21 protein-coding genes are annotated in these 23,779 nt (G+C 64.9%); 5 read left to right on the plus strand and 16 right to left on the minus strand.

The window, feature by feature from the left end:
• Positions 1-152: 152 nt before the first annotated feature.
• Together V8J55_RS20550 and V8J55_RS20555 are read right to left on the minus strand one after the other, a co-directional pair.
• Positions 153-1,106 (minus strand): SDR family NAD(P)-dependent oxidoreductase, encoded by a 954-nt coding sequence (locus tag V8J55_RS20550; RefSeq protein WP_336447432.1) that lies wholly within the window; start codon positions 1,104-1,106, stop codon positions 153-155.
• 218 nt (positions 1,107-1,324) lie between these two features.
• The gene (locus V8J55_RS20555) at positions 1,325-2,221 is read right to left on the minus strand and encodes a LysR family transcriptional regulator (protein ID WP_336447433.1); all 897 of its coding nucleotides are present in this window, start codon (positions 2,219-2,221) and stop codon (positions 1,325-1,327) included.
• Positions 2,222-2,319: 98 nt separating this feature from the next.
• Between V8J55_RS20555 and V8J55_RS20560 the strand changes: the two genes are divergently transcribed.
• Genes V8J55_RS20560 through V8J55_RS20570 form a run of 3 tightly spaced genes read left to right on the plus strand, consistent with a single transcriptional unit; the run spans position 2,320 to position 4,174 of the window.
• A complete protein-coding gene (locus tag V8J55_RS20560) occupies positions 2,320-3,069 on the plus strand; it encodes an SDR family NAD(P)-dependent oxidoreductase (RefSeq protein ID WP_336447434.1) in 750 nt (249 codons plus the stop codon).
• Between the two features lie 31 nt (positions 3,070-3,100).
• A complete protein-coding gene (locus tag V8J55_RS20565; protein ID WP_336447435.1) occupies positions 3,101-3,526 on the plus strand; it encodes a hypothetical protein in 426 nt (141 codons plus the stop codon).
• 39 nt (positions 3,527-3,565) lie between these two features.
• A complete protein-coding gene (locus V8J55_RS20570; RefSeq protein WP_336447436.1) occupies positions 3,566-4,174 on the plus strand; it encodes an outer membrane protein in 609 nt (202 codons plus the stop codon).
• A gap of 615 nt (positions 4,175-4,789) precedes the next feature.
• On the opposite strand, the gene V8J55_RS20575 is transcribed toward V8J55_RS20570, so the two are convergent.
• Positions 4,790-5,668 (minus strand): alpha/beta fold hydrolase, encoded by an 879-nt coding sequence (locus V8J55_RS20575; protein ID WP_336447437.1) that lies wholly within the window; start codon positions 5,666-5,668, stop codon positions 4,790-4,792.
• Complete coding sequence (locus V8J55_RS20580) at positions 5,665-6,831, minus strand: aromatic ring-hydroxylating oxygenase subunit alpha (protein ID WP_336447438.1); 1,167 nt, start codon at positions 6,829-6,831, stop codon at positions 5,665-5,667. The genes V8J55_RS20575 and V8J55_RS20580 overlap by 4 nt, the downstream gene beginning before the upstream one ends.
• A 65-nt stretch (positions 6,832-6,896) precedes the next feature.
• On the opposite strand from V8J55_RS20580, the gene V8J55_RS20585 reads away from it, so the two are divergent.
• Entirely contained in the window at positions 6,897-7,517 is a 621-nt protein-coding gene (locus tag V8J55_RS20585) for a TetR/AcrR family transcriptional regulator (protein ID WP_336447439.1), read from the plus strand.
• A gap of 43 nt (positions 7,518-7,560) precedes the next feature.
• Here the strand turns inward: V8J55_RS20585 and V8J55_RS20590 are convergent, their stop codons facing one another.
• From V8J55_RS20590 to V8J55_RS20625, 8 genes are all read right to left on the minus strand, one after another.
• Entirely contained in the window at positions 7,561-9,915 is a 2,355-nt protein-coding gene (locus V8J55_RS20590) for a TonB-dependent receptor (RefSeq protein ID WP_336447440.1), read from the minus strand.
• A gap of 101 nt (positions 9,916-10,016) precedes the next feature.
• Entirely contained in the window at positions 10,017-11,015 is a 999-nt protein-coding gene (locus V8J55_RS20595; RefSeq protein ID WP_336447441.1) for a YeiH family protein, read from the minus strand.
• A gap of 11 nt (positions 11,016-11,026) precedes the next feature.
• A complete protein-coding gene (locus tag V8J55_RS20600) occupies positions 11,027-12,325 on the minus strand; it encodes an MFS transporter (RefSeq protein WP_336447442.1) in 1,299 nt (432 codons plus the stop codon).
• Positions 12,326-12,370: 45 nt separating this feature from the next.
• Positions 12,371-12,754, minus strand: a complete 384-nt coding sequence (locus tag V8J55_RS20605) for a carboxymuconolactone decarboxylase family protein (RefSeq protein WP_294048180.1) — start codon at positions 12,752-12,754, stop codon at positions 12,371-12,373.
• Positions 12,751-13,335, minus strand: a complete 585-nt coding sequence (locus tag V8J55_RS20610; RefSeq protein WP_336447443.1) for an RBBP9/YdeN family alpha/beta hydrolase — start codon at positions 13,333-13,335, stop codon at positions 12,751-12,753. The genes V8J55_RS20605 and V8J55_RS20610 overlap by 4 nt, the downstream gene beginning before the upstream one ends.
• A 15-nt stretch (positions 13,336-13,350) precedes the next feature.
• Positions 13,351-14,415, minus strand: a complete 1,065-nt coding sequence (locus V8J55_RS20615; RefSeq protein ID WP_336447444.1) for a 3-keto-5-aminohexanoate cleavage protein — start codon at positions 14,413-14,415, stop codon at positions 13,351-13,353.
• A 20-nt stretch (positions 14,416-14,435) separates the two neighbouring features.
• On the minus strand, positions 14,436-15,284 hold the full coding sequence (locus V8J55_RS20620) for a TauD/TfdA dioxygenase family protein (RefSeq protein WP_336447445.1): 849 nt from the start codon (positions 15,282-15,284) through the stop codon (positions 14,436-14,438).
• 12 nt (positions 15,285-15,296) lie between these two features.
• On the minus strand, positions 15,297-16,274 hold the full coding sequence (locus V8J55_RS20625) for a quinone oxidoreductase family protein (RefSeq protein ID WP_336447446.1): 978 nt from the start codon (positions 16,272-16,274) through the stop codon (positions 15,297-15,299).
• A 112-nt stretch (positions 16,275-16,386) separates the two neighbouring features.
• Here V8J55_RS20625 and V8J55_RS20630 point away from each other — a divergent pair, with 112 nt between their 5' ends.
• Positions 16,387-17,424, plus strand: a complete 1,038-nt coding sequence (locus tag V8J55_RS20630; RefSeq protein WP_336447447.1) for an AraC family transcriptional regulator — start codon at positions 16,387-16,389, stop codon at positions 17,422-17,424.
• A 50-nt stretch (positions 17,425-17,474) separates the two neighbouring features.
• On the opposite strand, the gene V8J55_RS20635 is transcribed toward V8J55_RS20630, so the two are convergent.
• The 4 genes from V8J55_RS20635 to V8J55_RS20650 all read right to left on the minus strand — a co-directional run bounded on the left by V8J55_RS20635 (position 17,475) and on the right by V8J55_RS20650 (position 23,702).
• Positions 17,475-19,121 (minus strand): FAD-dependent oxidoreductase, encoded by a 1,647-nt coding sequence (locus V8J55_RS20635; RefSeq protein ID WP_336447448.1) that lies wholly within the window; start codon positions 19,119-19,121, stop codon positions 17,475-17,477.
• A gap of 14 nt (positions 19,122-19,135) precedes the next feature.
• Positions 19,136-22,057, minus strand: coding sequence for a TonB-dependent receptor (locus V8J55_RS20640; RefSeq protein WP_336447449.1), 2,922 nt, complete (start codon positions 22,055-22,057; stop codon positions 19,136-19,138).
• Between the two features lie 78 nt (positions 22,058-22,135).
• Positions 22,136-23,101: a FecR family protein gene (locus V8J55_RS20645; protein ID WP_336447450.1), complete on the minus strand. Its 966-nt coding sequence runs from the start codon at positions 23,099-23,101 to the stop codon at positions 22,136-22,138.
• Positions 23,085-23,702 (minus strand): RNA polymerase sigma factor, encoded by a 618-nt coding sequence (locus tag V8J55_RS20650; protein WP_336447451.1) that lies wholly within the window; start codon positions 23,700-23,702, stop codon positions 23,085-23,087. The genes V8J55_RS20645 and V8J55_RS20650 overlap by 17 nt, the downstream gene beginning before the upstream one ends.
• Positions 23,703-23,779 lie beyond the last annotated feature (77 nt).

Here is a 23,779-nt window from a genome sequence, read left to right on the forward strand (position 1 = left end):
CCATGTCGGAGGCTCCATCCTTTGCCGGTCGTCAGAATGAGGAGGGAGCGCTGAGTTCACCCAGGGAACGGGGCATCGTGCGGGCGCTCGGCCTTGGGTTATGCCCTCTCTCTCCGGCGGCTGGGGCGGTCGCACTCCGCTCCCAATGCGCATCATCCAACCAGTCGTTCGCTAAGGATCCAAAGACGGTCCGCGAGTTCGGGATCGCTCGCCCACGGCTTCACGCCCCGCGTCGCCCCCTCCGCGGCAACGGGCGCGATATCGCAATCTTCGCAATAAACGCCGCCAACTCCCTCAAGTTGGGTGCTGACCGCACACCAAAGCTGGGTCGCGGCACCTTGGGGCACACTCTTCCGGTCGTTCGCCGGATCGATGATGGCGGCGCCGCTGTCGGCCATGATATTGTGTCGGAGGAGAGTTTCCGACGGTGTATGGCGCATGAGTCCGGTCAGAATAGCTCCGGGGTGAAGCGAGAAAGCCCGGATCCCACGGTCCCGATAACGTGCGTCGAGGGCGACCGCGAACAGGGCGTTAGCGGTCTTCGACTGACCATAGGCGACCGACGCGTCATAGGGACGTTTCACGAAGGCGGGGTCGTCGAAATCCATCGCACCGTGGAAATGGCCGCGGGACGAGACGGACACGACCCGCGCACTTCCCGAATTTTGGAGCGCCGGGAGCAATTGCTGCACCAATCGAAAATGGCCGAGGTGATTCACCGCGAACTGACCTTCATTACCGTCAGCATCGCGGAACAGGGGTGGGATCATAATCCCGGCGCTATTGATCAAGATGTCGAGGGGCGCGCCTGACACCAGAAAATCCATGGCAAACCGGTCGACGGATGTGCGATCGAGTAGGTCCATCGGCGCGACGGTGAGCCGTGGTATCGAGGCGGTTTGCGCGAGCGCCTTCGGGACGTCTCGAGCCGGCACGATGACATGGGCACCCGCTTCCGCTAACACCCTGGCGCTTTCCAGCCCAAGCCCCGAATAGCCGCCAGTAATTATCGCGGTCTTTCCCGAAAGATCGACTCCCTCCATGATCTGCTGGGCTGTCGTGAAGGCGTTAAAACCGGAATTGAGGGGATGCTGAATGGTCGGCATGAAGGGCTCCTGGATCGAACGTGAGGTACGTCGGATGAGATCGAAGCCGAAAGGTAAGGCGAAGCGGCCTTGGAATTAGGTGCGAGAGTTGATGGTTTGAATGTACCAAGAGGCCGGAGCTGAACTGGAACAGGCGACAGCCTCATCATTCTGTGGCCCCGAGTGCGGATCGGCCTGGGCGCGGCGCATCCATCGGCGTCCTGATGTCCTCTTGGACGTCAGCCCTTCGCCGTGTGCGGTGCCAACGCCATCGCGATGAAGTCGTTGAACAGACGGACGCGCAGCGGCGGAAATCTGCCAAAAGCATGAAGCGTCTGCACCGGAACCGGCGCGAGCGGCATCGCTGGCAATATCTCGACGAGCCGCCCCGTCGCCAGGTCTTCCGCCACGGCGGCGCGCAGCAATTGTGCTATCCCGATCCCGTTCAGTGCTGCAATTCGCATCGCCTGACCGGAATCCGTATCAAGGACGCTGCCCGTATCCAATCTTGAGCCATCGGCGAAAATGATCGGTGAGGCGCGGGATCCCAACAAATAGCGGATATGTGCGGCTTCGGCGATATCTTCGACCGAAGCCTGCGCCCCGCTGCGTTCAAGATATGCAGGGGATGCTACGAGGATGAGTGACAGTTTGCCGAGCGAGCGAGCGATCCAGTCGACCGCATTCACTTCGCCAGCGCGCAGCGCCACATCAAAACCTTCGCGAACGAGGTCGACATGACGATCCGTGATGCTGATTTCCAGCGCGATGTCGGGATAAAGCGAGACAAAGTCCCGCGTCAGCGCATCAACAAGGATCGGGCCCAATATTCCGGGCAGGCTGATCCGCAGCCGTCCGCGCGCGCTGCCCGCGTCTCCGAGCACTTCGTCAGCATCCTCAAGCGCCTGAAGCAACGGCGCGATACGCTCGTAATAAGCAGCGCCGTCCGCCGTTAGCGACAACGACCGCGTCGATCTGAGGAACAACTTCATCCCGAGTTGGCGTTCGAGCCGTTCCACGCTTTTTGATATCGCAGAGGGCGTCGATCCGGCCAGCCGGGCCGCGGCACTGAAAGATCCGGCTTCGACGGCGCGGACGAAGGCCAGCAGGCCTGTGGCGTGCTCAAGAGATTTCATTCGAGAGTTTTTGGCAAAGGTGATGTGCCTTTGTCCACCCTTATTTGCCTCTCTGGAACCGCCATATCGCGTCCATCTGCAATGAAAAGGTAATGACCATGTCTCGTTTAAAAGGAAAGGTGGCGGTGATCACCGGCGGAAACAGCGGCATTGGCCTCGCGACCGCGAAGCTTTTTGCCGAAGAAGGCGCGCAGGTGGTGATCACCGGCCGCCGCAAGCAGGTAGTCGATGACGCCGTGCGCGAAATAGGCGCCGGCGCGATCGGCATCCAGGGTGATTCCGCCGATCCCGCGCATCATCGGCTGCTGGCCGATTTCGTCCGCGAACGCTTCGACGGCGCCGATATCTATATCGCCAACGCCGGCGTGATCACGATCACGGACTCGCACAATGTGTCCGAGGCCGAATATGACACGCAATTCGCGATCAACGCGCGCGGCACCTTTTTCGGGGTGCAGAGCATGGCCTCCGTCCTGCGCGACGGCGGATCGATCATCTGCCTCGGGTCGCTCGCGAGCGACAAGGTGCTCGACGGCCATCCCGTCTATGCCGGGACCAAAGCCGCGATCGGCGCTTTCGCGCGGAGCTGGGCGCTCGATTTCAAGGCGCGCGGTATCCGCGTCAACATGCTGAGCCCCGGACCGACCGATACGGCGATCATCGAAAAGCTCGGCATCGCACCCGAGGATATCGAAGGTTTCGAAGCGATGATGGCGGGCGCCATTCCGCTTGGCCGGTTCGGTCGTCCCGAAGAACTCGCACAGGCCGCACTTTTCCTCGCGTCGGACGCGAGCAGTTTCATCACCGGCATCAACCTGCGCGTCGACGGCGGAATGGCACTGATCTGACTCCGCATCTCCCCAAATGAAAGGAAATACCATGACCAAATCTACCATCGACCCCGCGATCGATACGCTGATCCATGACGTCGTTCATGTCGGCAGCGCCTATGACATCGAGGGCATGGAACAGCTGTACACGGCCGACCAGAGCTTTCTGGTGCTTGGCAGCAATGGCGAGGTCACGCGGGTCAGCCGCACCGACTCATTGGCCGAATTCCGTTCGCGCCGCGACGCCGGCGAACCGCCGCTGTCGACCGAACATCGGGTGCTTCACGTCGAACAACAGGGCGATCATGCGACCGCGATCCTTTATCGCCGCATGAGCCCCGAAGCGCCTGCTGCAATGTACGAACTGCGGCTGCGTAAGGACAGCGGCCGCTGGATGGTCGCGGGTGAAACCGTGACTCCCTGGCCCGGCGGCATCGACGGGAACTTCCTGCCCAAACGCCGGCAAGCCGCCTGAGGATCATCTTCTCCCCCCACACTGACCAAAGGATTTACGATGAAATATCTTCTTATACCCCTTGCGCTCGGTCTTGCTGCGACGAGCTACGCGCAACCCGCAGCAGCTCAGTCCTTCGAAGGTCCATATGTCGGGGCTCAGGCCGGCTGGACCCAGAACAAGCTTGGTCAACTCGACACCGATGTTGGCACGGCACAGGTCGATCGGTCGCGCGACGCAGCCACAGCGGGCATATTCTTCGGCTATAATATCGAGCCGGTCCACCGGATCGTCGTTTCTGCGGAAGGGGCGGTCAATTTCGGCTTCGATGACGGCGTCGCCCGGTCTCAGAAGGATGCGATGGCCAGCATAAATCCGGAATATGGTTTCGATCTGGGCGTTCGTGCGGGCTATCTCGTCACCGATAAAACACTCGTTTACGCGCGCGGCGGTTATGAAAATGTCCGCGCGTCAGCCCGCCTCCTCGACCTAGAGGGGCCGCGTAGCGGCAAGGATAATTTCGACGGCTGGACGATCGGTGGCGGCGTAGAGCGGTTCGTTACCGATCGCATCTCCGCGCGCATCGAATATCGCTACAGTGACCTCGGTGGCAGCGGATCCAAGTTCGAGCGGCATCAGGCGCTCGCCGGCGTCGCCTGGCATTTCTAAGCGCGTCCGGCGATTTCCGATCGAGGCAAGCCTGTCTTGCCTCGATCGATCCGCGCGGATAACCAAGCCGTGCCGAACTTGGCGGCAATCCGGCAACGGATAGGGCGGCTACGCGGGTTTACTCAGCCATCAGCTTTCGTGGTGTAAATCATGTGTAATGACGCCGCCATTCGTCGCAATGTTCTGCTAACGTTCCAAATCGTCGCCGACACGAAAAATCCAAGATTATCCGTGGTTTTCCATCTTTCACTAACTATCGAAATACCTGTTCTGTTGGACTGTAAATCTGCCCGGGTTTCCGTACGCTGGTTCGAATCCAGCCCTGTCCACCACCGCCCCAAAGGGCGCTGAAAACCCTAGAAAACATAGGTTTCTGACCTTCCGTTGCTACACAAAGTTGCTACACGGAGGCATGGAAGCTGTGTTCAATTTATCCCGCAGAAAAGGGTCCGCGAAGTGGCAGGTTCGGAAGCGTTGGCCGACTGACGTTGCCAGAATCCTCCCCGGTGAGTTCAATATGTCCACCGGAGAGAAGGACAAGAAGGCCGCGCAGGGGATGCTCCCAGTGATCGCGGCGGCATAGCGGGCTGACCGGGCGATGCGGAGGCCGGATTATCAGGCATGATGCTCCTTGTGCAGGGCATGTCTGGAAAAGGCGATGATGGCATCGTTGAAGATATCGTTGCGGTCGCCCGCGACCATGTGACCCGCGCCGGCGATATCGGCGACCTCGAGCCGGGGGAGCCGGCGGCGAAACGCCGCGATGCTGGCATCGCTCACGACATCGCTCGACAGGCCGCGAACGAGCAGGACGGGAAGGTCGGGGAGGGTGGCCAGTGTTTCGGCGGCTTCCGGCAAGGCGCCGAGTGAGTCCGACCGCTGCCTGTCCAGCATCCGCGGATCCCAATGCCAGTAGAGCCGCCCGTCGTCGCGGCGGCGGAGATTCTTCATCAAGCCGCTCGTATCGCGCGTCCGGGGCCGGTGCGGATTATAGGCATCGACCGCGGCGGCGGCTTCCTCGACCGAGGCGAAGCCGCTCCGGTGACTGTGCATGAAGGAGAGGACGCGCTCGATACCGCGGGGCTCGGGTTCAGGGGCGATATCGACCAGCACCAGTCCCGCGGGTCGCAAGCCCTTATGGATAGCGTGAATCGCGGTTGCGCCGCCGAGCGAGGCGCCGACGAGGATGAACGGGACGTGCAGGAGGCTGGCCACAGCCTTCAGATCATTGGCCCGGTCGCCGATGAAATAGGCACCATCGGGCGACCAGTCGCTGTCGCCATGCCCGCGCGCGTCGAAGTTCAGGGTTTGCAATCCCTCGGAGCGCAGGCGCTCCACCGCGCGGCTCCAGCTATGCCGCGTCTGACCCCCGCCATGGAGCAGGATCACTGCCGGGGCGCCTGCCGGACCGCCATGATCGACGACGAGGTCGAGACCGTCCGCCGAGCGAATGATGCGCTGTTGCAACGGTAGTATATGCTGGACGTCGGTCATGCGGGTTTCCTTGTGGTGGCGGTGTCGAGATGCTCCATCACCGTTTGATTGAACCGGTCGAGCGCCCCCTCGAACCGTCCGAACAGGAAATGATCGTTCGCGCCTGAAGCCAGCCCGGCGTGAATGCCTTCGCCGATCCTAATGTCTTCCTCCAGCGTCTTGATGGTGATCGCGTGGTTGCGCTGCCAATGGCCGTCGCCTTTCCCTTCGCCCGGTTCGCTGCCGGTCGGGGCGAGCGTTGCGAGGCGAAGACTGGTGCGGCCGGGCGCGAGCGGCTCCTGCCTGATCCAGACCACATGATCCTGCTGGACGAGCAACTGCGTCGTCGGAAACAGCGTGTAGACGAGGTTGGCATGGTCGCGCATCCGCCAGCCATCGCGCGAGGTATCGGTGAGCGCCGCCACGCCGGTGCGCGGCAGGACCGAGCGCAGATGCGGCCCCAACGCACGATAACCGGAGAGATTGTCCTCGAAATAGGGGCCGATGGTGTCGCGATGCGCGACACGGAAGTGATAGGATTCGATTCCGCCTTCGATCAGGAGCTTCCAGTTGGCGTTGCAGACCATGCGGTCCTCGGCCGCGATCGTCATTGCCGCCATCCCCAGCGCGTCGAGCTCGTCCGCGAGCGGCGCGAAATAGCCGTCGAAGTCGAAGCCGCCTCCGGCATCTCCCGCCACCCAGACGAAACCGAAGGCTTCATGCACCGGCAGCGGCTTCAGGCCGATACCCGTCTTGTCGATCCCGCCGAAGCCGCTCTCGAAATGGGGGGCGCCGACAAGCGGGCCCGAATTGGCATAGGTCCAGCCGTGATAGGGACAGGTGAAGCGATGCGCGCAACCCGATGCGGCCTCGACCAACCTTGCACCGCGGTGGCGGCAGACGTTGAGAAAAGCATGCGCCGCGCCCTGCCTGTCGCGCGTCAGCAGGACGGGAAGGCCGTGGACGTCGCAGCGCAGGAAGGCGCCGGGGCCAGCGAGCTCGCTGACATGCGCCGCGGCCTGAGGCAGGCGGCGCATGATCGCTTCGCGCTCGCGGGTGAAGCGTGTTTCGTCAAGATATTGTTCGACGGGGCTCTGCGCGACGGTCTCGTCGAGGAAAAAGCTTCGGGTCGCGGCGAGCGACCGCAATTCATCGATGAGTTCAAGTTCGACCCCGCGGTCCATGCGAATCCCCTTACCGGTTGGTAGGGACGTTGACTTACCGATCGGTAGGCGTCAAGTCATGGCGCATGGCTACGGCTTTCAAAACCTCCGCTTCCACCCGCGACCGCATGATTGAGGAAGCGCGCGCGCTATTCGCGGAGCGCGGCTTCTACGGAGTCAGCATCGCCCAGATCGCGGCGGAGCTTGGCCTGACGAAGCAGGCGCTGCTCCATCATTTCGGAACCAAGGAACGGCTCTATGGGCTGGTGCTGGAACAGATCGCGGTCGAGCTGGCCGGTCTGAAGGCTTCATCGGAACCGGGAGCCGACGCGGCCTGGCAGTTGCAGGACTGGCTCGTCGCGATGATTTCCGACACGCCGCCGCGGATCGAGCGGTCGCGACTTTTGATGCGCGAAATCCTCGACAATCAGGTCCGGGCTGAACGCGCCGGATCCTGGTATCTCAAGCCGTTTCTGGGCGAGCTTGTAACGATGCTTCGCGGCGTGCCGGGCTGGTCGGGCGCTTCGGACGCCCAATTGCGCGCCACCGTGGTTCAACTGCTCGGCGCGGTCAATTATCATGCCGTGTCCGGCCCGACCTTTCGGGGCATCTTTGGCACGGAGGCCGCGCAGGCCATGAACGACATATTCGCATCGCAGTTGCGGCATATGGTGCATGCCGTGCTGGCAGCAGGACCGGAGGCGTAGACGCTGCGGCACGGCATCACTGTACCGTGCCGCAGCGATCGCTTTAGAACCGGACGGTTGCGTTGACACCATAGGTTCGGGGTTCGTTCGCGAGGATGCGGTTTGCCGTGCTCCCCAGAAAGGCGCCGTTGTTGAGGCCGAGCGCCGCGCCGAGCGGTTGATAGACCGCGAGCGGGCGATAATGGGTATTGGTGAGGTTGCTGCCGAAGATCGCGAGCGACCAGCGGTCGTCGGGGCCGTTCAGCGTCAGCCGCGCACCGAGCAAAGCATAGCCGTCGGCGATCGATTGCGGATTGGCGTCGTTGACCGTGCCGACATATTGGTCGGATACAAAGGAGACGTTGGCGTTGGCCGCCCACGTCCATCCGCTCGACCCGATATCGCCGTTCCAGTCGACTGCGACATTGCCCGACCAGGGGGGCGAGAAACTGTTCGGCTTGCCGGTCAGGTCCTGCGTCCCGCCGATACCGGGCAGGCCCGAGGCGCCCGCGAAATCGGTGAATTCGGAGTCGAGATAGGCGAGCGAACCCGAGAGCGAGAAGCGGTCGGATGGGGCGAGCCTCAGGTCGAGCTCGAACCCCTGCTGGCGCAGGTTTCCGGCGTTGCGGACGACGAAGCTGACTCCGTCGAAGGCGCGATCCTGGAAGCCCGATATGTCCATGCGAAAGAAGGTGATGTTCGCGGTGAGCGCGCGATCGAGCCAGCTTGTCTTGGCGCCGATCTCGTAATTCTTGACCGTCTCGCGGTCGAAGATGCGCCGCGTCGAGATGAGATTGCCCTGCGGGTCGAAGGTCGACAGCGACGGTATGCCGCCGCCCGAGTTATAGCCGCCCGATTTATAGCCCGTCGAATGGGTGGCAAAGAGCATCACGTCGTCGGCCGGCTTGTAGTTGAGGCTGACGCGATAGGTGAAGCGGCCTTCAGAAAGACCGGGATAGTCGAGTATCTCGGGCGCGCGGATCGTCTGGGTGAAGGGGCTCGATAGCTGCGAATAGCTGCCGCGTTTGCGGTCGTTGGTCCAGCGGCCGCCGAGGGTGAGCGTGAGCGCGTCCGAAAGATAGATATTGCCCTGCGCATAGGCCGCGATGCTGCGGACCTTCTGATACACGTCCTGATCGGTCGCGGCGACGCCGCCGGTGCTCGCGAAATAGGCGGCGCAGGCGGTGCGTCCCGGTCCCGCGGGGACGAGGACGTTGCAGAATTGCGTGTCCATGTTGAGCTGCTCGCCGAGGGCGAATTTCTCCTCGAAATAATAGACCCCCGCGACCATGTCGAAATGACCGCCCAGCCATTCGCGTTCGGGTGAGATGAATTGCAGTTCGTGGTTCTGGCTGCCCGAATCGAACAGGTTGCGCCGCGTCGCGAGCGGGACGGGCAGGAAGATGATGTCACCGTCGAGCTGGTCGTTCGTCCATTTGCGATAGCTGTTGACGAGGCGCAGCGTCGATCCGCCGCCGATTTCGAGCGAAGCAGTGCTCGACACGCCCCAATTCTTGTCGAGCAGGCCCGAGGCGACCGACTGGTTCATCACCCGGTCGTTGAGGTTGGTGTCGGGGCCGCCGCTGAACGCCGCGCGGAGGAAGGCGAGCCGCGCCGGGGCGACCGAGGCGGGGTCGAAGTCGAAATTGACGACGCCGTCGCCGTCGAGCCGCGTATAATCGCCGCGCACGATCCATTCGAGATTGCCGAACTCGGCCTTCACCGTGCCGCGCACCGCGACGTCGTCCGACCCGCCATAGGTCTTGCCGTCGTAGACGTTCTTCCACGGCCCGTCATACCATTGCCCCATCGCCGCAACGCGCGCCGAGACATTCTCGCCGAGGGGGACGTTGATGTGACCCGACAGCTTGTAGCGGTCGAACGAGCCGGCTTCGGCCGACACCGCACCCGAAAATTCGTCCTCGGGCAGTGCGCTGCGGATCGACAGCGCGCCGACGCTGGCGTTGCGTCCGAACAGTGTGCCCTGCGGGCCGCGCAGCACCTCGACCCCGTCGATATCGAGGAAGGCGCCGAGGATCGAGCCCGAGCGCGGGACATAGACGCCGTCGACGAACACCGCGACGCTCGGTTCGATCAGCGTGTTGGCGAGGCTGCCGACGCCGCGGATGCCGATGCGCGTCGAGCCGGTGTTCGACGAACGGACGGTCTGGAAATTGGTCGCGACGCGGCCGAGGTCCATCACGGTGAGGACGTTGGCGCTCTCCATCGTCTCGCCGCTGACCGCGGCGATCGAGATCGGCACATCCTGGATATTCTCGGCGCGCTTCTGCGCGGTGACGACGATCGCGTCGCCCATGTCGTTCGCGGTGTCGGCGGGTTTCGCCTCCTGCGCGGCGGCAGGCATGGCCGCGAGTGCGGCAGCGAAGGCGGCAAGGCTCGTGCAGGCAATCGACTTCATATTTCCCTCCCAGGATGATCTATTGGTGATCTTTGATCGAAGGCTATCGGCGCTCGGGCGGCGATATTTCACATTTCGTGACAGGTTTTTTGCAATGCGCGTCACATGGGCACGAGCGCGAGCCAGCCGAGCACCATCGCGGCGAGCAGCACCGTCTCGCCGACCATCAGCGCGACGGGCTTCCAGCCGACCTGCACCAGATCGCCGAGCCGGGTCTTCATGCCGATCGCGGCGATCGCGGTGACGAGGCACCAGTGAGACAGCCGGCTTCCGGTTTCGGTCACCGCTGTGGGCAGGGGGATCAGGCTGTTCAGCGCGACCAGCGCGACAAAGGCGACGACGAACCAGGGCAACGACGGCGGGCGTTCGCCGCCCGCTGCGCCGGCTTCGCGGCGGCTGATCTGCCCGGCGACGAGGATGACGGGCAGCAGCATCGCGACGCGCAGCAGCTTGACGATCGTCGCGGTGTCACCGGCATCGGGCGAGATGGCGTAACCGGCACCGACGACCTGCGCGACGTCATGGATCGTCGCACCGATGAAGACGCCGGCGGCATGATCGTCGAGCCCGAGCGCCCGCGTGATCAGCGGGTAGAGGACCATCGCGGACGTCGACAGCGCCGACACGCCGATGACGGTGAACAGCGTTGCCTGTTCCTTCTTCGGGTTCGGCGGCAGCGCGGCGGACAGGGCCATCGCCGCCGAGGCGCCGCAGATCGCGGTCGCGCCGCCCGACAGGAAACCGAACAGCGGGTTGAACCCCATCGCGCGTGCCGCGAGGGTCGAGATCAGGATCGTCGCGCCGACGAGCGTCACGACCATCACCACCGGCCCCCAGCCGAGCGCCGAAACCTGGTCCCAGCCGATGCGGAAACCGAGCAGCGCGACGCCGATCCGCATCAGCCCCTTGGCGGCGAAATCGATCCCCGCCTGTCCGCGCGGCGCCTCGGTCACGAAGTTGAGCGCCATGCCGAGCAGTAGCGCATAGAGCATGACCGGCGCGTCATAATGTTCGGAGAGGAAGGTCGCGGTCGCGGCGACGACGAGCGCGACGGCGAGGCCCGGCGCCGGGGCAGCGGCGCGCGCAGCGAATGATGGCATGATGCTGGTTCCTAGGGTTGGGAGGCGACCGTATCGAGGTCGGCGAGATAGCTGCGCCGCGCGGCGAGGAAGAGCAGCGCGGCGATGACGGCCGCGATCGGCAGGAAGCGCAGCGCGTCGAGCAGGCCGATCGTATCGGCGATGCGCCCGGTCAGGATCGGCCCCGGCGCGAGTCCGAGCAGATTATGCGCGAGCGTCAGCGTTGCGAAGGCCGAACCGTGGAGCGCGGCGGGGGTGAGGTTCGCGACCATCGCGCCCGCGGGCCCGGTCGTCCCGGCGACGAAGAACATCGCGATGCCGAGCAGGACAAGCTGGGGCAGTCCCGGCGGCAGCATCAGCGCGACGGTGAGTGCGATCGCGCTACCGAAGCCATAGCCCGAGGCAAGCAGGATTTTGCGGTCGGGCCGGCCCTGCGCGGCGCGGTCGCTCGCCATGCCGCACAGCACCATGCCGCAGCCGCAGATGAGCAGGAACAGCGCGGCCATGCGTCCGGCCGCATCGACGGGCATCGCATAATAGCGGTTGAAATAGCTTGGAAGCCACGCGGGGAGCGCCCCCGCAGCGAAGAGCTGAACGCCGCTTGCGCAATAAGCGAGCCGCACGCTGCGGTTGGCGAAGAGCGCGCGGAGCGAGGTGCGCGGCGCGGGCTCCGATGTATCTGCGGTGCGCGCGGTCGATCCGGCGATCTCGGCGATCCGCTTTTCGCGGACGACCAACGGATAAGCGACGGCGAGCAACAGTCCGCCGAGCCCGATCACGGCAAAGGCGGCGCGCCAGCCGTGGCTCGCCGCGATCTCGCCGCCGATTGCGACGCCGAGCACCTGCCCGAACAACCCGCCCGCCATGAAGGCGGCCGAGAGCGTCGCGCGCAACCGCTGCGGAAAGACGCTGATGACGACCGCGATGCCGACGCTGCCATAAGCCGCTTCGCCGACGCCGACCATGATCCGTCCGATAAGCATCTGATGATAGCTCGCGGCGACCGCGCAGAAGAGGGTGGCGAGGCTCCACAGCGCCGCCATCAACGCGAGGCTGCGCACACGGCCCCAGCGGTCGGCGGCGAGCGACAGCGGGAAGGTCAGCAGCCCGACCATCAGCGCGACGACGCCCGACAGGAGCCCGAGTTCGGCGTCGCTCAACGCCCATTCGGCCTTGAGCAGCGGGAAGACCGCGTTCAGCACCTGCCGCGCCATATAGTCGGAGATCAAGAGCCCGAAGCTCAGCGCGAAGACGATCCAGCCATAGAGCGTCGTGTCGCGCGGTCCGCCGGCCGCAATGCCGCCGTTCGCCGTGGGTGCCATTACCGCCATGCCCGTCTCCAATCCGTTGTCGGGAAGCCGGTGGGCGCGATCATGTCAATCCTGCGCCGCGCCGGGCATCGCCAGCCCGCGCGCCTTCATTTCTTGAACAAGCATCGGCGCGCCGAGCGCGACCGAATGCAGTCCGAGCACCGCGACGGCTTCGAGCACCGCCATCACTTCCTCGGGCGTCGCGCCCTTGTCGAGCGCGGCGGCGATGTGGCGGCGCGTGCCCGGTGCGTACATATGCGTGCAGGAGGCATCGACCGCGATTGCCAGAAATTCATAAATCTTCGGATCGAGCACCCCGCGCCGCAGCGGCAACGTGCCCGCAGCGAGGAAGGTTTCGAGCCATTCGGGATCGAGCGCCGCCATCTCGTCCCACGCGGCGTTCCACTGGCCGCCGGCGCGCATAGCATCGCTGACGGGGGTGGCGCTCATCGCACCGCGCTCCGGGCATGATCGTCGAGCCGATCGAGCAGTCCGAACACCTCGGGCCACGGTCCATAGCCCGCCGCCGGATTGAGGTGCCCGACCTCGCCCGCGTCGTGCAGCGTCGCGCCCCACGCGTCGGCGAAGCTCGTAACCCGATCGAACGCCGCGAGCGGATCGTTGCGGCTCGCGACGACGAGCGCCGGGAAGGGCAGGGGCTTGCGCGGGATCGGCAGCCAGCCGCCTTCCTTGAGCGCGCCCGGTTCGGGATAGCCCGCGGGCAGCGGATTTTCGATGTCGGCGGGGGCGACGAGCAGCGCCGCGCGGATCGTCCGCGTTGGCGCGAGCGCCCAATGCACCGTCGTCAGGCACCCGGCGCTATGCGCGACGATCACCACCTCGCCGGTTATGGCACGGAGCGCGGCGTCGAGTGCCGCGACTTGCCCCGCGCGGCTGAGCCTGTCGGCGGCGAGCGGTGCGACCGTCACCGCGCCGGGGATCGCCCGCGCGGCATGGGTCTGCCAATGATCCTCGACATGATCCCGAAGCCCGGGAACGAAGAGGATTGTCGTCTCGCCGCCGAAAGCCATCACCGCTCTCCCGCCTCAGGCCGCGTAGCGCAGCGGCAGCGCGCGCTGGCCGGGCTGGCGGTTGGGCGCCATGCCGAGCTTGGCGAGCGTTTCCTCGACCGAATTATATTGCACGCCAATCTTGTAGATCTCGCGCGCTTCCTTCGCGGTCGCGACCTCGCGGCCGAGTTCCTTCGCGATGCGGACGATCTGCTCGATCCCCTGCACCGACGTCATCTTGTTGCCGTGCTGGTCGTAAAGCGTGTCCTCGATGCCGCAGCGGACATGCTGGCCGAGGCACATCGCCATGACGTTGACCGGCAGCACATGGCGCATCAGCGTTTCGAGCGTGACGGTCGACCCGTCGGGCGCGCGGCGGATGAACTCCATGAAATTATTGGGGTTCGGCCCGTCGAAGCCGCCGCCGATGCCAACCCATGTCAGGTTCAGCGGCCCCTTGTACAGCCCGCGGCGGACGAGCCGCTCGACCGTTTCCATGTCGGGCATGCAGGTCAGCTGGAAATGCGGCTGGATGCCCGCCGCGGTCAGCCGGCGCAGATGCTCCTCGACCCACTGCGGACCCGCGGGCACCACCATCTCGCGATACGCCTGATACAGCGCGGGATTGGCGAGCGAGGTCTGACCATATTCCTCGTCGGTCATCAGATCCATGATGTTCATCTGGGTCGTGTTGACCGCGATCGTCACCTGGTCGGGCGCGGGCTTCAAGTCGGCAAGCATGTGACGGACCTCGTCCGACAGCCACTTCGCTTCGGCCCCGTCCTCGTCGCTTTCGGGGGCGAAGGAGATCGAGCCGCCGACCTGGATGATCATGTCGGGCACGCGCTCGCGCACCCCGGCGATCAGCTCGTTGAATTTCGACAGTCGCTTGCACCCCGAGCCATCCTCTTCGCGGACGTGGAGGTGGAGCACGGTGGCGCCGGCGTTGTAGCAATCGACCGCCTTCTGGATATGCTCTTCCATCGTAAGCGGAATATCCTCGGGGAAATCGTCGGGATGCCATTCGGGGCCGTAGGGCGCGACGGTGATGACCAATTTGTCCTGCGTTTCGGGAAGCAGGCTGTCGTCGAGAAATTGCATTGTCTCTCTCCTTTTCGTTATCAGTAGGGGCGGTCGCCGACGATGCCCGCGCGCTCCATGCGGCGGATCGTGGGCGGGTAATCCATGACGGCGTAATGCTGGGTCGAGCGGTTATCCCAGATCGCGACGCTGTTCGGCTGCCAGCGCCAGCGGACCTGATATTCGGGGATCGCGGCGCGGCCGATCAGCCAGGCGAGGAGCTGGCTGGCCCCGGGCGCATAATCCTGACCGTAGCGGACGTTTTCGGCGGTGTGGAAATTGGTGAAGTGCGTCGTGAAGCCGTTGACGAACAGGATCTTCTCGCCCGTCTCGGGATGGGTGCGGACGACCGGATGCTCGGCGTCGGGAAAGCGTGCCTTCAACGCGTGGCGCTGTTCTTCGCTCATCCGTGCGCCGAAGCTCGCCTCGATCGAATGGCGTGCCTTCAGGGGCGCGATGGTCGCCTTCACAGGATCGGGCAGGTCGGCATAGGCTTTCGCCATATTGGCCCACATCGTGTCGCCGCCGACGGGCGGACAGGCGACGCAGCGCAGCACCGCGCCCATCGGCGGCGCGTCGCGCCAGGTCGCGTCGCAATGCCAGCTATTCTCATAATAATCGGGCGGCGAGGTCTCGTCCTTGTAGATCTGCACCAGCCCCGGATGCTCGGGATCGCTGCCGACCACCGGATGATCCTCGAGCGCGCCGAAGCGGCTGGCGAAGGCGACATGGTCGGCGCGGGCGATGTCCTGATCGCGCAGGAACAGGACCTTATGTTCGAGCAGTGCGGCGCGGATTTCGGCGAACAGATCGTCGCTGCGGGCCGCTTCGGCAAGGTCGATGCCGCGGACTTCGGCGCCGATATGCGTGGTGAGCTTTTCGATCTTCATCGTCCCTCTCCCTCAGAGCACGAAGATGGATGATCCTATCGTCTGGCCGGCTTCGAGTTCGCGATGCGCGGCGACGCAGTCGTCAAGGGCGTAGCGCTGGCCGATTTCGACCTTGACGCGGCCCGCGGCCAGATGGCCGAACCACAGGTCCGACAGTTCGGCGCGCTCGGCGGGGTCGGCATAATAGTCGGCGAAGCCGGGGCGGGTGAAATAGACCGACCCCTGCATCAGAAGCTGAAACGCATCGACCGGCGGGAAAGGCCCCGACGCGGTGCCGCAGGCGACGAACACGCCGCGCCGCTTGAGCGACTTGAGCGAGCCCTCGAACGTGTCCTTGCCGACGCTGTCGAACACCGTCGTCACGCCTTCGCCATCGGTCAATTCCTTGACCCGCGCCGCCACATCCTCGCGGCGGTAGAAGATGATCTCGTCGCAGCCGAGCGAGAGCGCCTTTTCGGCTTTCGCCTCGCTCGACACGGTGCCGATGACGCGCAGCCCCATCAGCTTGGCAAGCTGTACCGCGAGCAGCCCGACCCCGCCCGCCGCGGCGTGGAGCAGGATCGTGTCGCCGGCCTTCATCCGCGGATTGGTCTTCGCGAGCCAATAGGTCGCCGACAGGCCGCGCATCGTCGACGCGGCGGCGTCCTCGAACGAAATGACATCGGGCAGCTTGAACAGCGGCGCGGCGGGCATGATGCGCGCCTCGCTATAGGCGCCGAGCGGGCTGCCGTTATAGGCGACGCGGTCGCCGGGCGCGAAATCGGTGACGCCGTCGCCGACGGCCTCGATCACGCCCGCGCCCTCGACGCCGATTCCGGCGGGAAGCTGCGCGGGATAATAGCCCGAGCGGAAATAGGTGTCGGCGAAGTTGCAGCCGACGGCGGCGTGGCGAATGCGGACCTCGCCCGGATCGGGGTCGCCGACCGCGACATCCTCGACCCGGAGCACTTCGGGTCCACCGGCTTCATAAAAACGAACGGCTTTGGCCATCTCTCACTCTCCCATTACGATGGGGGGTAGAGCAGTGCCCGCTTGCACTTTTCACATTTCGTGACATAATTTTGGCATTAGACGCCAACGGGCGCGATCAGAGGAGAGAAGCGTGGCCGAACTCGTCCGCGTTGCGGCGCTGACCGGCTATTTTCCGGCGATGCGGGGGCTGGGCGCCGACCCGCGGCCCTTGCTGCGCGAATGCGGATTGTCGCCTGAACTGTTCGCGAATCCCGAACAATTGATCTCGGCGCGAGCGACCATGCGCCTTCTGGAACGCAGCGCCGAAGTGACAGGGTGTGAGACGCTCGGCCTTCGCATGGCCGGGGAGCGCGCGCTCGCCAATCTCGGCGTCGCCAGCCTGTTGATCGCGCACCAGCCGACGCTCCGCCTGGCGCTTCAGGCGATCACCGAATTTCGCAACCAGATCAACTCGACGCTCGTCCTGCATGTCGAGCCTTTCGGTGAGGAGGTCGTGCTACGCGAAGATTTTGCGCTGAGCAGCCCCGAGCCGCATCGCCAGTCATCCGATCTCGCGCTGGGCGTTCTCGTGCGCCTCTGCGCGAGCGTGCTGGGCGACAATTGGTCGCCGCTCTCGGTGTGCTTCTCGCGCGGCAAGCCGCGGGCGTCAGAAATGCAGGTCTATCGGCGGCTGTTCCATTGCGATGTTACGTTCGATTGCGAGTTCAACGGCCTTGTCATCGCCGCAGCCGATCTGGACCGGCCCGCGGCGCGCGCCGATTCCGCGCTTGCCGGTCATGCCCGCGAGCTGATCTCGTCGGTGATGAACCCCGCGATGCGCACGGCTGCACAGGAGGTTGAGCAGTTGATCATGCTCTTGCTGCCTTCGGGACGCGCCACGGTCCAATATTGTGCCGAATCGATGGGAACAACTGTGCGCACGCTGCAACGAATGCTCGACGCCGACGGGACGAGCTTCAGCGATCTCCTCAACCGTGCGCGAATGCAACTTTCTGCGCAATATCTCGCCAATCCGCGCACGCGGATCACCGATGTTGCCGAGATGCTCGGCTATGGATCGATCGGCGCCTATACCCGCTGGCATGGCCAGATATTCGGCGTGTCGCCGCGCCAATGGCGCCTTTCGGCGATCCAGAGGCAGCCCACACCATCCGCTTCTGGTAACTAGGCGCCGGGATTCATTGCCGAGTGCAATGAGTCTAGCGTCCGGGGTTCCTGTCAGTGCGCAAGTTCGAGGATCTGCCCCTCCGACGTCAGTCTTGCGCGAAGCTTGTCATAGTCGACATCCTGCACGGCGATCCGGTCGTCGATCGCGATCGATGACGCTGCGGCCGCGGACTGGCCGAGGATCATAAACACCGGCTCCATTCGGATCGAGCCATAGGCAATATGCGACGCCGACAGCGCGACTGGGACCAGCAGGTTCGTGGCTTCGCGCTTTTTCGGCACGATCGCGTCGTAGCTGATCGGATAGGCGCGGCCGGGGCTGATCTCGATATTGCCCTCGTTGCGGGCGAAGCCGCGCGCGTCGACGATCCGCTGCACATTATGCGAATCCATGTTGTACGAGCCCATGCCGACGGGCCGCGGCGTCGGCTTGGCGCCGCGCAAATGCGGTTCGGTCATCACGAAGTCGGAGACCATGCGGCGCGCTTCGCGCACATACATTTCGCGCGGCCAGTGACCGGTGCTGGCAAACTCGTCCTTGCAGAGGCCCCATTTCGACATTTCCGCGCGGGTCTCGGCGGGCACGCCGGGGTCGTTCGCCATGAACCACAGCAGCCCCTGCTGATAGGTCGTGTGCTCGCGCGCGATCGCGGCGCGATCGGCATCGCTGCCCTCGGGATAACCATAGTTCATCCCGATATTATCGAACGAGAAGGCGCCGAAATTATTCGTGTCGGTCTTGCCGTTGGGGATGCGGTCGAACTTGCGGAAATAGTCGCGGTGGCCGGCGTCCATATAGCGCTGGAGCAATATATACTGGCTCGCGTCATAACCTGCGGGCTTGGGGAAGGGCACGCGGTTCGCCGGCACGTCGGTCAGGCACATGCGATAGGTATAGGCCTGGATCTTGCGGTCGGCGGTGCCGTCGCGTGCCGGGCGTTCGGCGCTGATCCGCGGCACCAGCCCGCTCGAGGGATCGCCGGGCAAGCGATACGGGTCGATTTCGAGCGTGAACTGGTGGTTGGTGGTGTTCGCGAGCTGGACGCCGTTGAGCGTCTCGCCATAGGTCGCGTTGCTCTCACGCCCGACGGTAAAGCTGATGCCCGCGCCGGCCATCAGGTCGCCTTCATAGGTCGCGTCGATGAAGATTTTTCCCTCGAAACGCTGCCCGGTTTTAGAGCGGAACGCGGTGATGCGATTGCCGTCCATCTCGACGCCGCGCTTCGACCGGTCGAGCGGCTGATTGCGCACGATGGTGACGCCCGCCTGTTTTGCCCAATCCTCGAAGATGCGCTCGGCGACCTTCGGCTCGAACTGCCACATCGCATCGCCATCGACGAAATTCTCGGCCCGGGCGGGGCGCGGGGCGTGGACCCAGGCCGACGGGTCGTCATAATATCGCTTCACCTTGCGGTAGAATTCGAGCGACAGCCCGCCGATCGCGCGGTGATTGCCGGTGTCGGACCAGCCGAGGCCGTTGGTCGACATGCCGCCGAGATAGTCTTCGCGGCACACCAGCAGCACCGACCGGCCGAGGCGTCGCGCCTCGATCGCGGCGACAACCCCGCCCGAGGTGCAGCCATAAATGACGATGTCGGCGCGCGGATGCGGCTGGGCGGCCGCGGGAGAGGGAAGGGCCGCCATCGGCAGAAGCCAGGCGGACAGGGTGGCGAGGGCGCGGAAGCGCTTGCGGTTCATGGTGATCCTCTTGGTCAGAAGCTGGCGGCTACGCCGAAGAAGATCCGGCGATCCTCCTGCGCGCTGAACGTCAGGCGATCGGGTTCGCCCAGATACTGGCGGTCGATCGCCTTGGTCAGATTGATGCCCTCGAAAGTCAGGCGCAGATTGGGCGTCAGGTTGATCTGCGCCGATGCGTCGAGCTGACCGCGCGCGGAGATATAGGTATTACCGCCGCTGGCCGCGCCGCCGACCGAGTTCAGATATTTGCTGCGATAGGTATAGGCCGCGCGCACCGAGAAGATGTCGTCCTCATAATAGCCGATCAGCGTATAGCTGTCGCGCGATAGGCCAGGGAGCGGAAGTCGCTCGCCGGTGATCGAATCGACCAGCGGCGTGGAGCTGTCGACATAGGTGTAGTTCGCCTGGATGCCGAGATTGTCGAACGGCGCCGGCAGGAAGCGGAAGGCTTGCTGATAGGCGAGCTCGAATCCCTTGATGTCGCCGTCCTCGCCATTTTGCGGCTGCGATATGTCGAACAGCCCGAACCGCTCGGAAAAGCCGGGAATGAACTCGCGGGTCACGGTGTTGACGGTGAAGGAATCGACCTTCTTGTAAAAGACCGCGCCGGTAAGCGAACTCGAGGGCGCGAAATACCATTCGAGCGTGGCGTCATATTGCGTCGCCTCGAACGGCCGGAGATTGGGATTGCCGCGCGAGCCGGTCATGCTGACGGTGTTGGGCACGAAGCTGGCGCTGACCTGATTGAGGCCCGGCCGCGCAACGACCTCCGCCCCGGCCAGGCGCAGCGTCAGATCGTCGGTGAAGTCGATCGACAGATTCGCGCTGGGCAGCCAATAGTTGAAATCGGCCTTGGTCATGGTCGTGGCGGTCGGCGACAGAAATCCCTTTGTCGCGCGCGCCGTGCTGACATAGCGCACCCCGGCGTTGCCCGAATAATGCAGGCCGCCGATATCGCCCTCGAAATTGCCCTTCACATAAGCGCCGAGCGTATCCTGCTTGACGTCCTTGATCGAGGTCGGACCGACGGTGATCGTCGTGTCGTTGGGATCGGGCCTTGCAAGGCCCAGCCCATCGCGGGCCGCCCATTTGTCGAGCGTGCCGCCGAGGAGGTCGCGGGGAAAGGCGCCGTCGGCGCCGGGGAAGAAGGTGCCGTAATCCTTGCCGTAGCTGAGCCCGGGTAGCTCGTCGACGGTCAGGATGCCGTCGCCGTTCGTGTCGCCGGCCGCGAGCAGGCTGGCCGCGACGGGCAGGTTCTGCGGATCGGCGGCGAGCAGCTTTACGCGCTCGTAGCGCACCCCCGTCTCTACCGAGGACAGGATGCCCCATTCGGTCTGATATTCCCAGTCCAGCCGCCCGTCATAGCCGCTGTTCTCGGTCACCGCGTCATAGTCGAAGATCGACAGCAGCCGATATTGCGACGGGTCGTTCGGGTTGAAATTGGCGTCGATCGACAGATCCGGCACCGGATTGCCGGCCCTGAAATCATAGCTCGCGTTCGCGGTGTTGCCCGCGCGCGGCACGACCACATAAGCGAACGACGCACCCGGCCCGCCGTCGCTGCCCTTGCCATGAGCATAGGACATGTCGAAGCTCACGCGCGCGCGGTCGCTCTCCCATTTGACCGATCCGCCGAGCAGGGTCGATTTGAGGTCGGTCGGCTCGTCATAGATCAGCGGCCGAAGGGTCACGCCGGTGAAGGTGCCGGCGACGACCGTGTTGCTGTCGTTCACGATCGCGTCGGTGTCGTTGTTGTTGAACAACACCTGGTAATTGACGCTGTTCCGCTGGCGTTTGAGGTGGTTGAAGGTCGCGTCGAGGATGATTTCGAGTGTGTCGGTGGGGCGCCACTGCGCGGTGCCGTTCACCGTCAGCCGCTGTTCGGCGCGATTGAAGATGCGCGCCATGAAGCGGTTCGGGCGGTACAGGCCCGGATCGTCCACGCCGTCGCCATTGCCGTCGATCGCGCCGGTCTGTGTCCAGCCGCCGGCATCGAACGAATGACCCTGCGTCTTCGTGTCCGAATAGGCGATGCTGGCGAGCAGGCCGAAACGCTCGCCGAAACTCTTCGAAACCATCGCCGAGCCGCGATATCCGACATGGTCGGCCTGATCGGCATAGGCGCCCTGGAGGCGTCCGGCGGCGACGAAGTCCTTGAGGTCGAGCGGGCGCTTGGTCTTGAGGTTCACCGTCGCGCCGAGCGCACCCTCGGGCATGTCGGCGGTGGGCGACTTGATGACGAGGATCGAGGAAATGATCTCGGGGCTCACCGATTCCAGCGCCGCGTTACCGCCATTGCCCGGCCCGATATAGTTGCGGCCGTTGATCTCGAGCCGGTTTTGCGAAATCCCGCGCACGGTGAAGTTCGATCCGTCGCCCTCGCGCCGGCTGATCTGGACGCCCGTCACGCGGCTCATCGCTTCGGCCACATTCTGGTCGGGCATCTTGCCGATGTCCTGCGCGGTGATGACGTCGACGATCGACTGTGCTTCGCGCTTGGCGTTGATCGACTCCTGAAGCGACGCGCGGATGCCGGTGACGACGATGTCCTCGCCGGCTTGCGTGTCGGCTGCAGGGCCGGAGGCTTGTTGTGCGGGAGTGTCCGCCAGGCTTGCCTGCGTGACCGCCGCGCGGCGCTTCAGCACGAACGCGTTGCCGACCTTGACCGGGACCAGGTCGGTGCCGGACAGAAGCAGCCGCAGCGCCGCGGCTACCTCCATCGATCCCTTGACGCGATTGACCCGCAAGCCTTCGGTAATGGCTCCGGGGGCGAGGATCTGGATGCCGGCCTGATGCGCGAACATCGGGATGCCGGTCTGCGCGGCCTGCGCGGGAACGTCGAAACGGCGGACTTGTGCGGCCGCCTCGGCGGGCAAAGCCACGCCGCATATGATTGCGGCGGCGGTCCCCAGCAGATGAATACGCGCGTGCGTCAATTCGATCCTCCCCTTTTCATCGGGCGCCCTATTGCCGGTGCGCTCTCGATACCAAGAGTCCGCGCCGGCGGGTTTCCGTCAGGGTAGCGGGTTCTTTTTTCGCGCCAGTCGGATCTCGCCGGGGGTGGTCGTGACGGCGACGTCGAGCGAGGCGGTCAACGTCGCAGCGAAATCGGCGGGGCGGTCGATCTGGAAAAGCCCCACCAGCCGCGCGCTCGCCAGATCCGGGTCCGCGATCACCAGCTGTTGGCGATTATAGCGGTTGAACTGTTCGACGGCGCTGCCCAGCGTCTCGTTTTCCAGCGCGATCTCGCCGCTGCGCCACGCCAGCGATCGCTCGATCGCGGCGGGCTCGGTCGCGATTTCGGGTGCCGCCGCGCCGGGCCGGAAGGTGGCATATTGCCCCGCCTCCAGGATCGTCATCGTCCCGCCGCTGTCGGTCGCCCATGCGGCGACCCGGCCTTCGGTGACGGCGACGCGCACGCCGCTGTCCGTGCGGCGCACCGAGAAGGCGGTGCCGACCGCGCGCACCTGCGCGATGCCGGCATCGACGACGAAGGGGCGCTTGCGATCCTTGGCGACCTGAAACCAGGCCTGTCCCTCCCGCAGCGCGATGCGGCGGCTGTCGTCCGCCATGGCGACGCGCAAGCTGCTGCTGGTGTCGATCGTGGCGACCGAGCCGTCGGCGAGCGGAAGCCGCCTGATCTCGCCGCGCGCGGTCGTCACGCGCTCGACCATCAGGTGCGGCCAGGCGACGATCCCGGCAATCCCCGCCGCCATCGCGCCGGCGGCGCCCGCGAGTAGCCACCGCCGCGTCGGGGCGGTCGTGGGGGGAAGGGGGCGCGCAACATCGATAGGCGCGCCCGCTGCCACCGTGCCCTCTGCCACCGCACGGTCGATCGCACTCAACCCCGCCTGCGCGCGGAGCAGCGCACCGGCGTGGCGGCGATCCTGTGCCAGCCATGCATCGAGCTCGGCGCGTCCGGCCGCATCGAGCGGGTGACGCAGCGCCCAGGCGGCGGCCTCTTCAGCGTGATCGCGCATGCGCAACGCCTCCGTCCGACAATCTTCCCTGCTCGGGTTCCGGTTCGGTGATCAGCTTCAGGATCGCGCGCAGGCTGCGGCTCGCGTCATTCTCGACCACCGCCTCGCTCACGCCCATCGCCGCCGCAATTTCCTTTTGGGTCAGCCCTTCGACCCGGCGCATAAGGAAAATCCGCCGGGCGCGCTCGGGCAGGGTGGCGAGCGCCGCCTGTACGCGCTCGAGTTCTTGGCGTGCGGCCGCGAACCGTTCGGGCGAGAGCTGGTCGCTTTCCGATTCGGCATCGAAGGTTTCCGCCAGCGCTTCGATCCGGACGACGCGTGCGTGCTTGCGCTGCCGCAGCGCGAGGTTTCGGGCCATGGTGAACAGATAGGCGCGCGGCGTCGTGACGTGCGCGACGTCATCGAGCTGGGCCAGGCGGCAATAACATTCCTGCACGATGTCCTCCACGTCGGCCGCGGCGACGAGCCGTCGCTGCAGCCATAGCCGCAGGTCGCGTTCGTGCGGCAGGATCTCGCGTCCCACCCACTCGGCTAGCGCCTCGCGTTCCGTCGTTCCACTCCTCTCACCCTCTAAGAGGCCCGGCCGCGATGTTTCCGTCAACCGAGATGCTGAATCAGGTTGTTTAATTCCGCTCGATCCGCCTCCGCCGCGACGCCTGAAGGCCGTCGCTCGCCGTT

It is taken from the genome of Sphingopyxis sp. CCNWLW2, assembly GCF_037095755.1.
GTDB lineage: Bacteria > Pseudomonadota > Alphaproteobacteria > Sphingomonadales > Sphingomonadaceae > Sphingopyxis.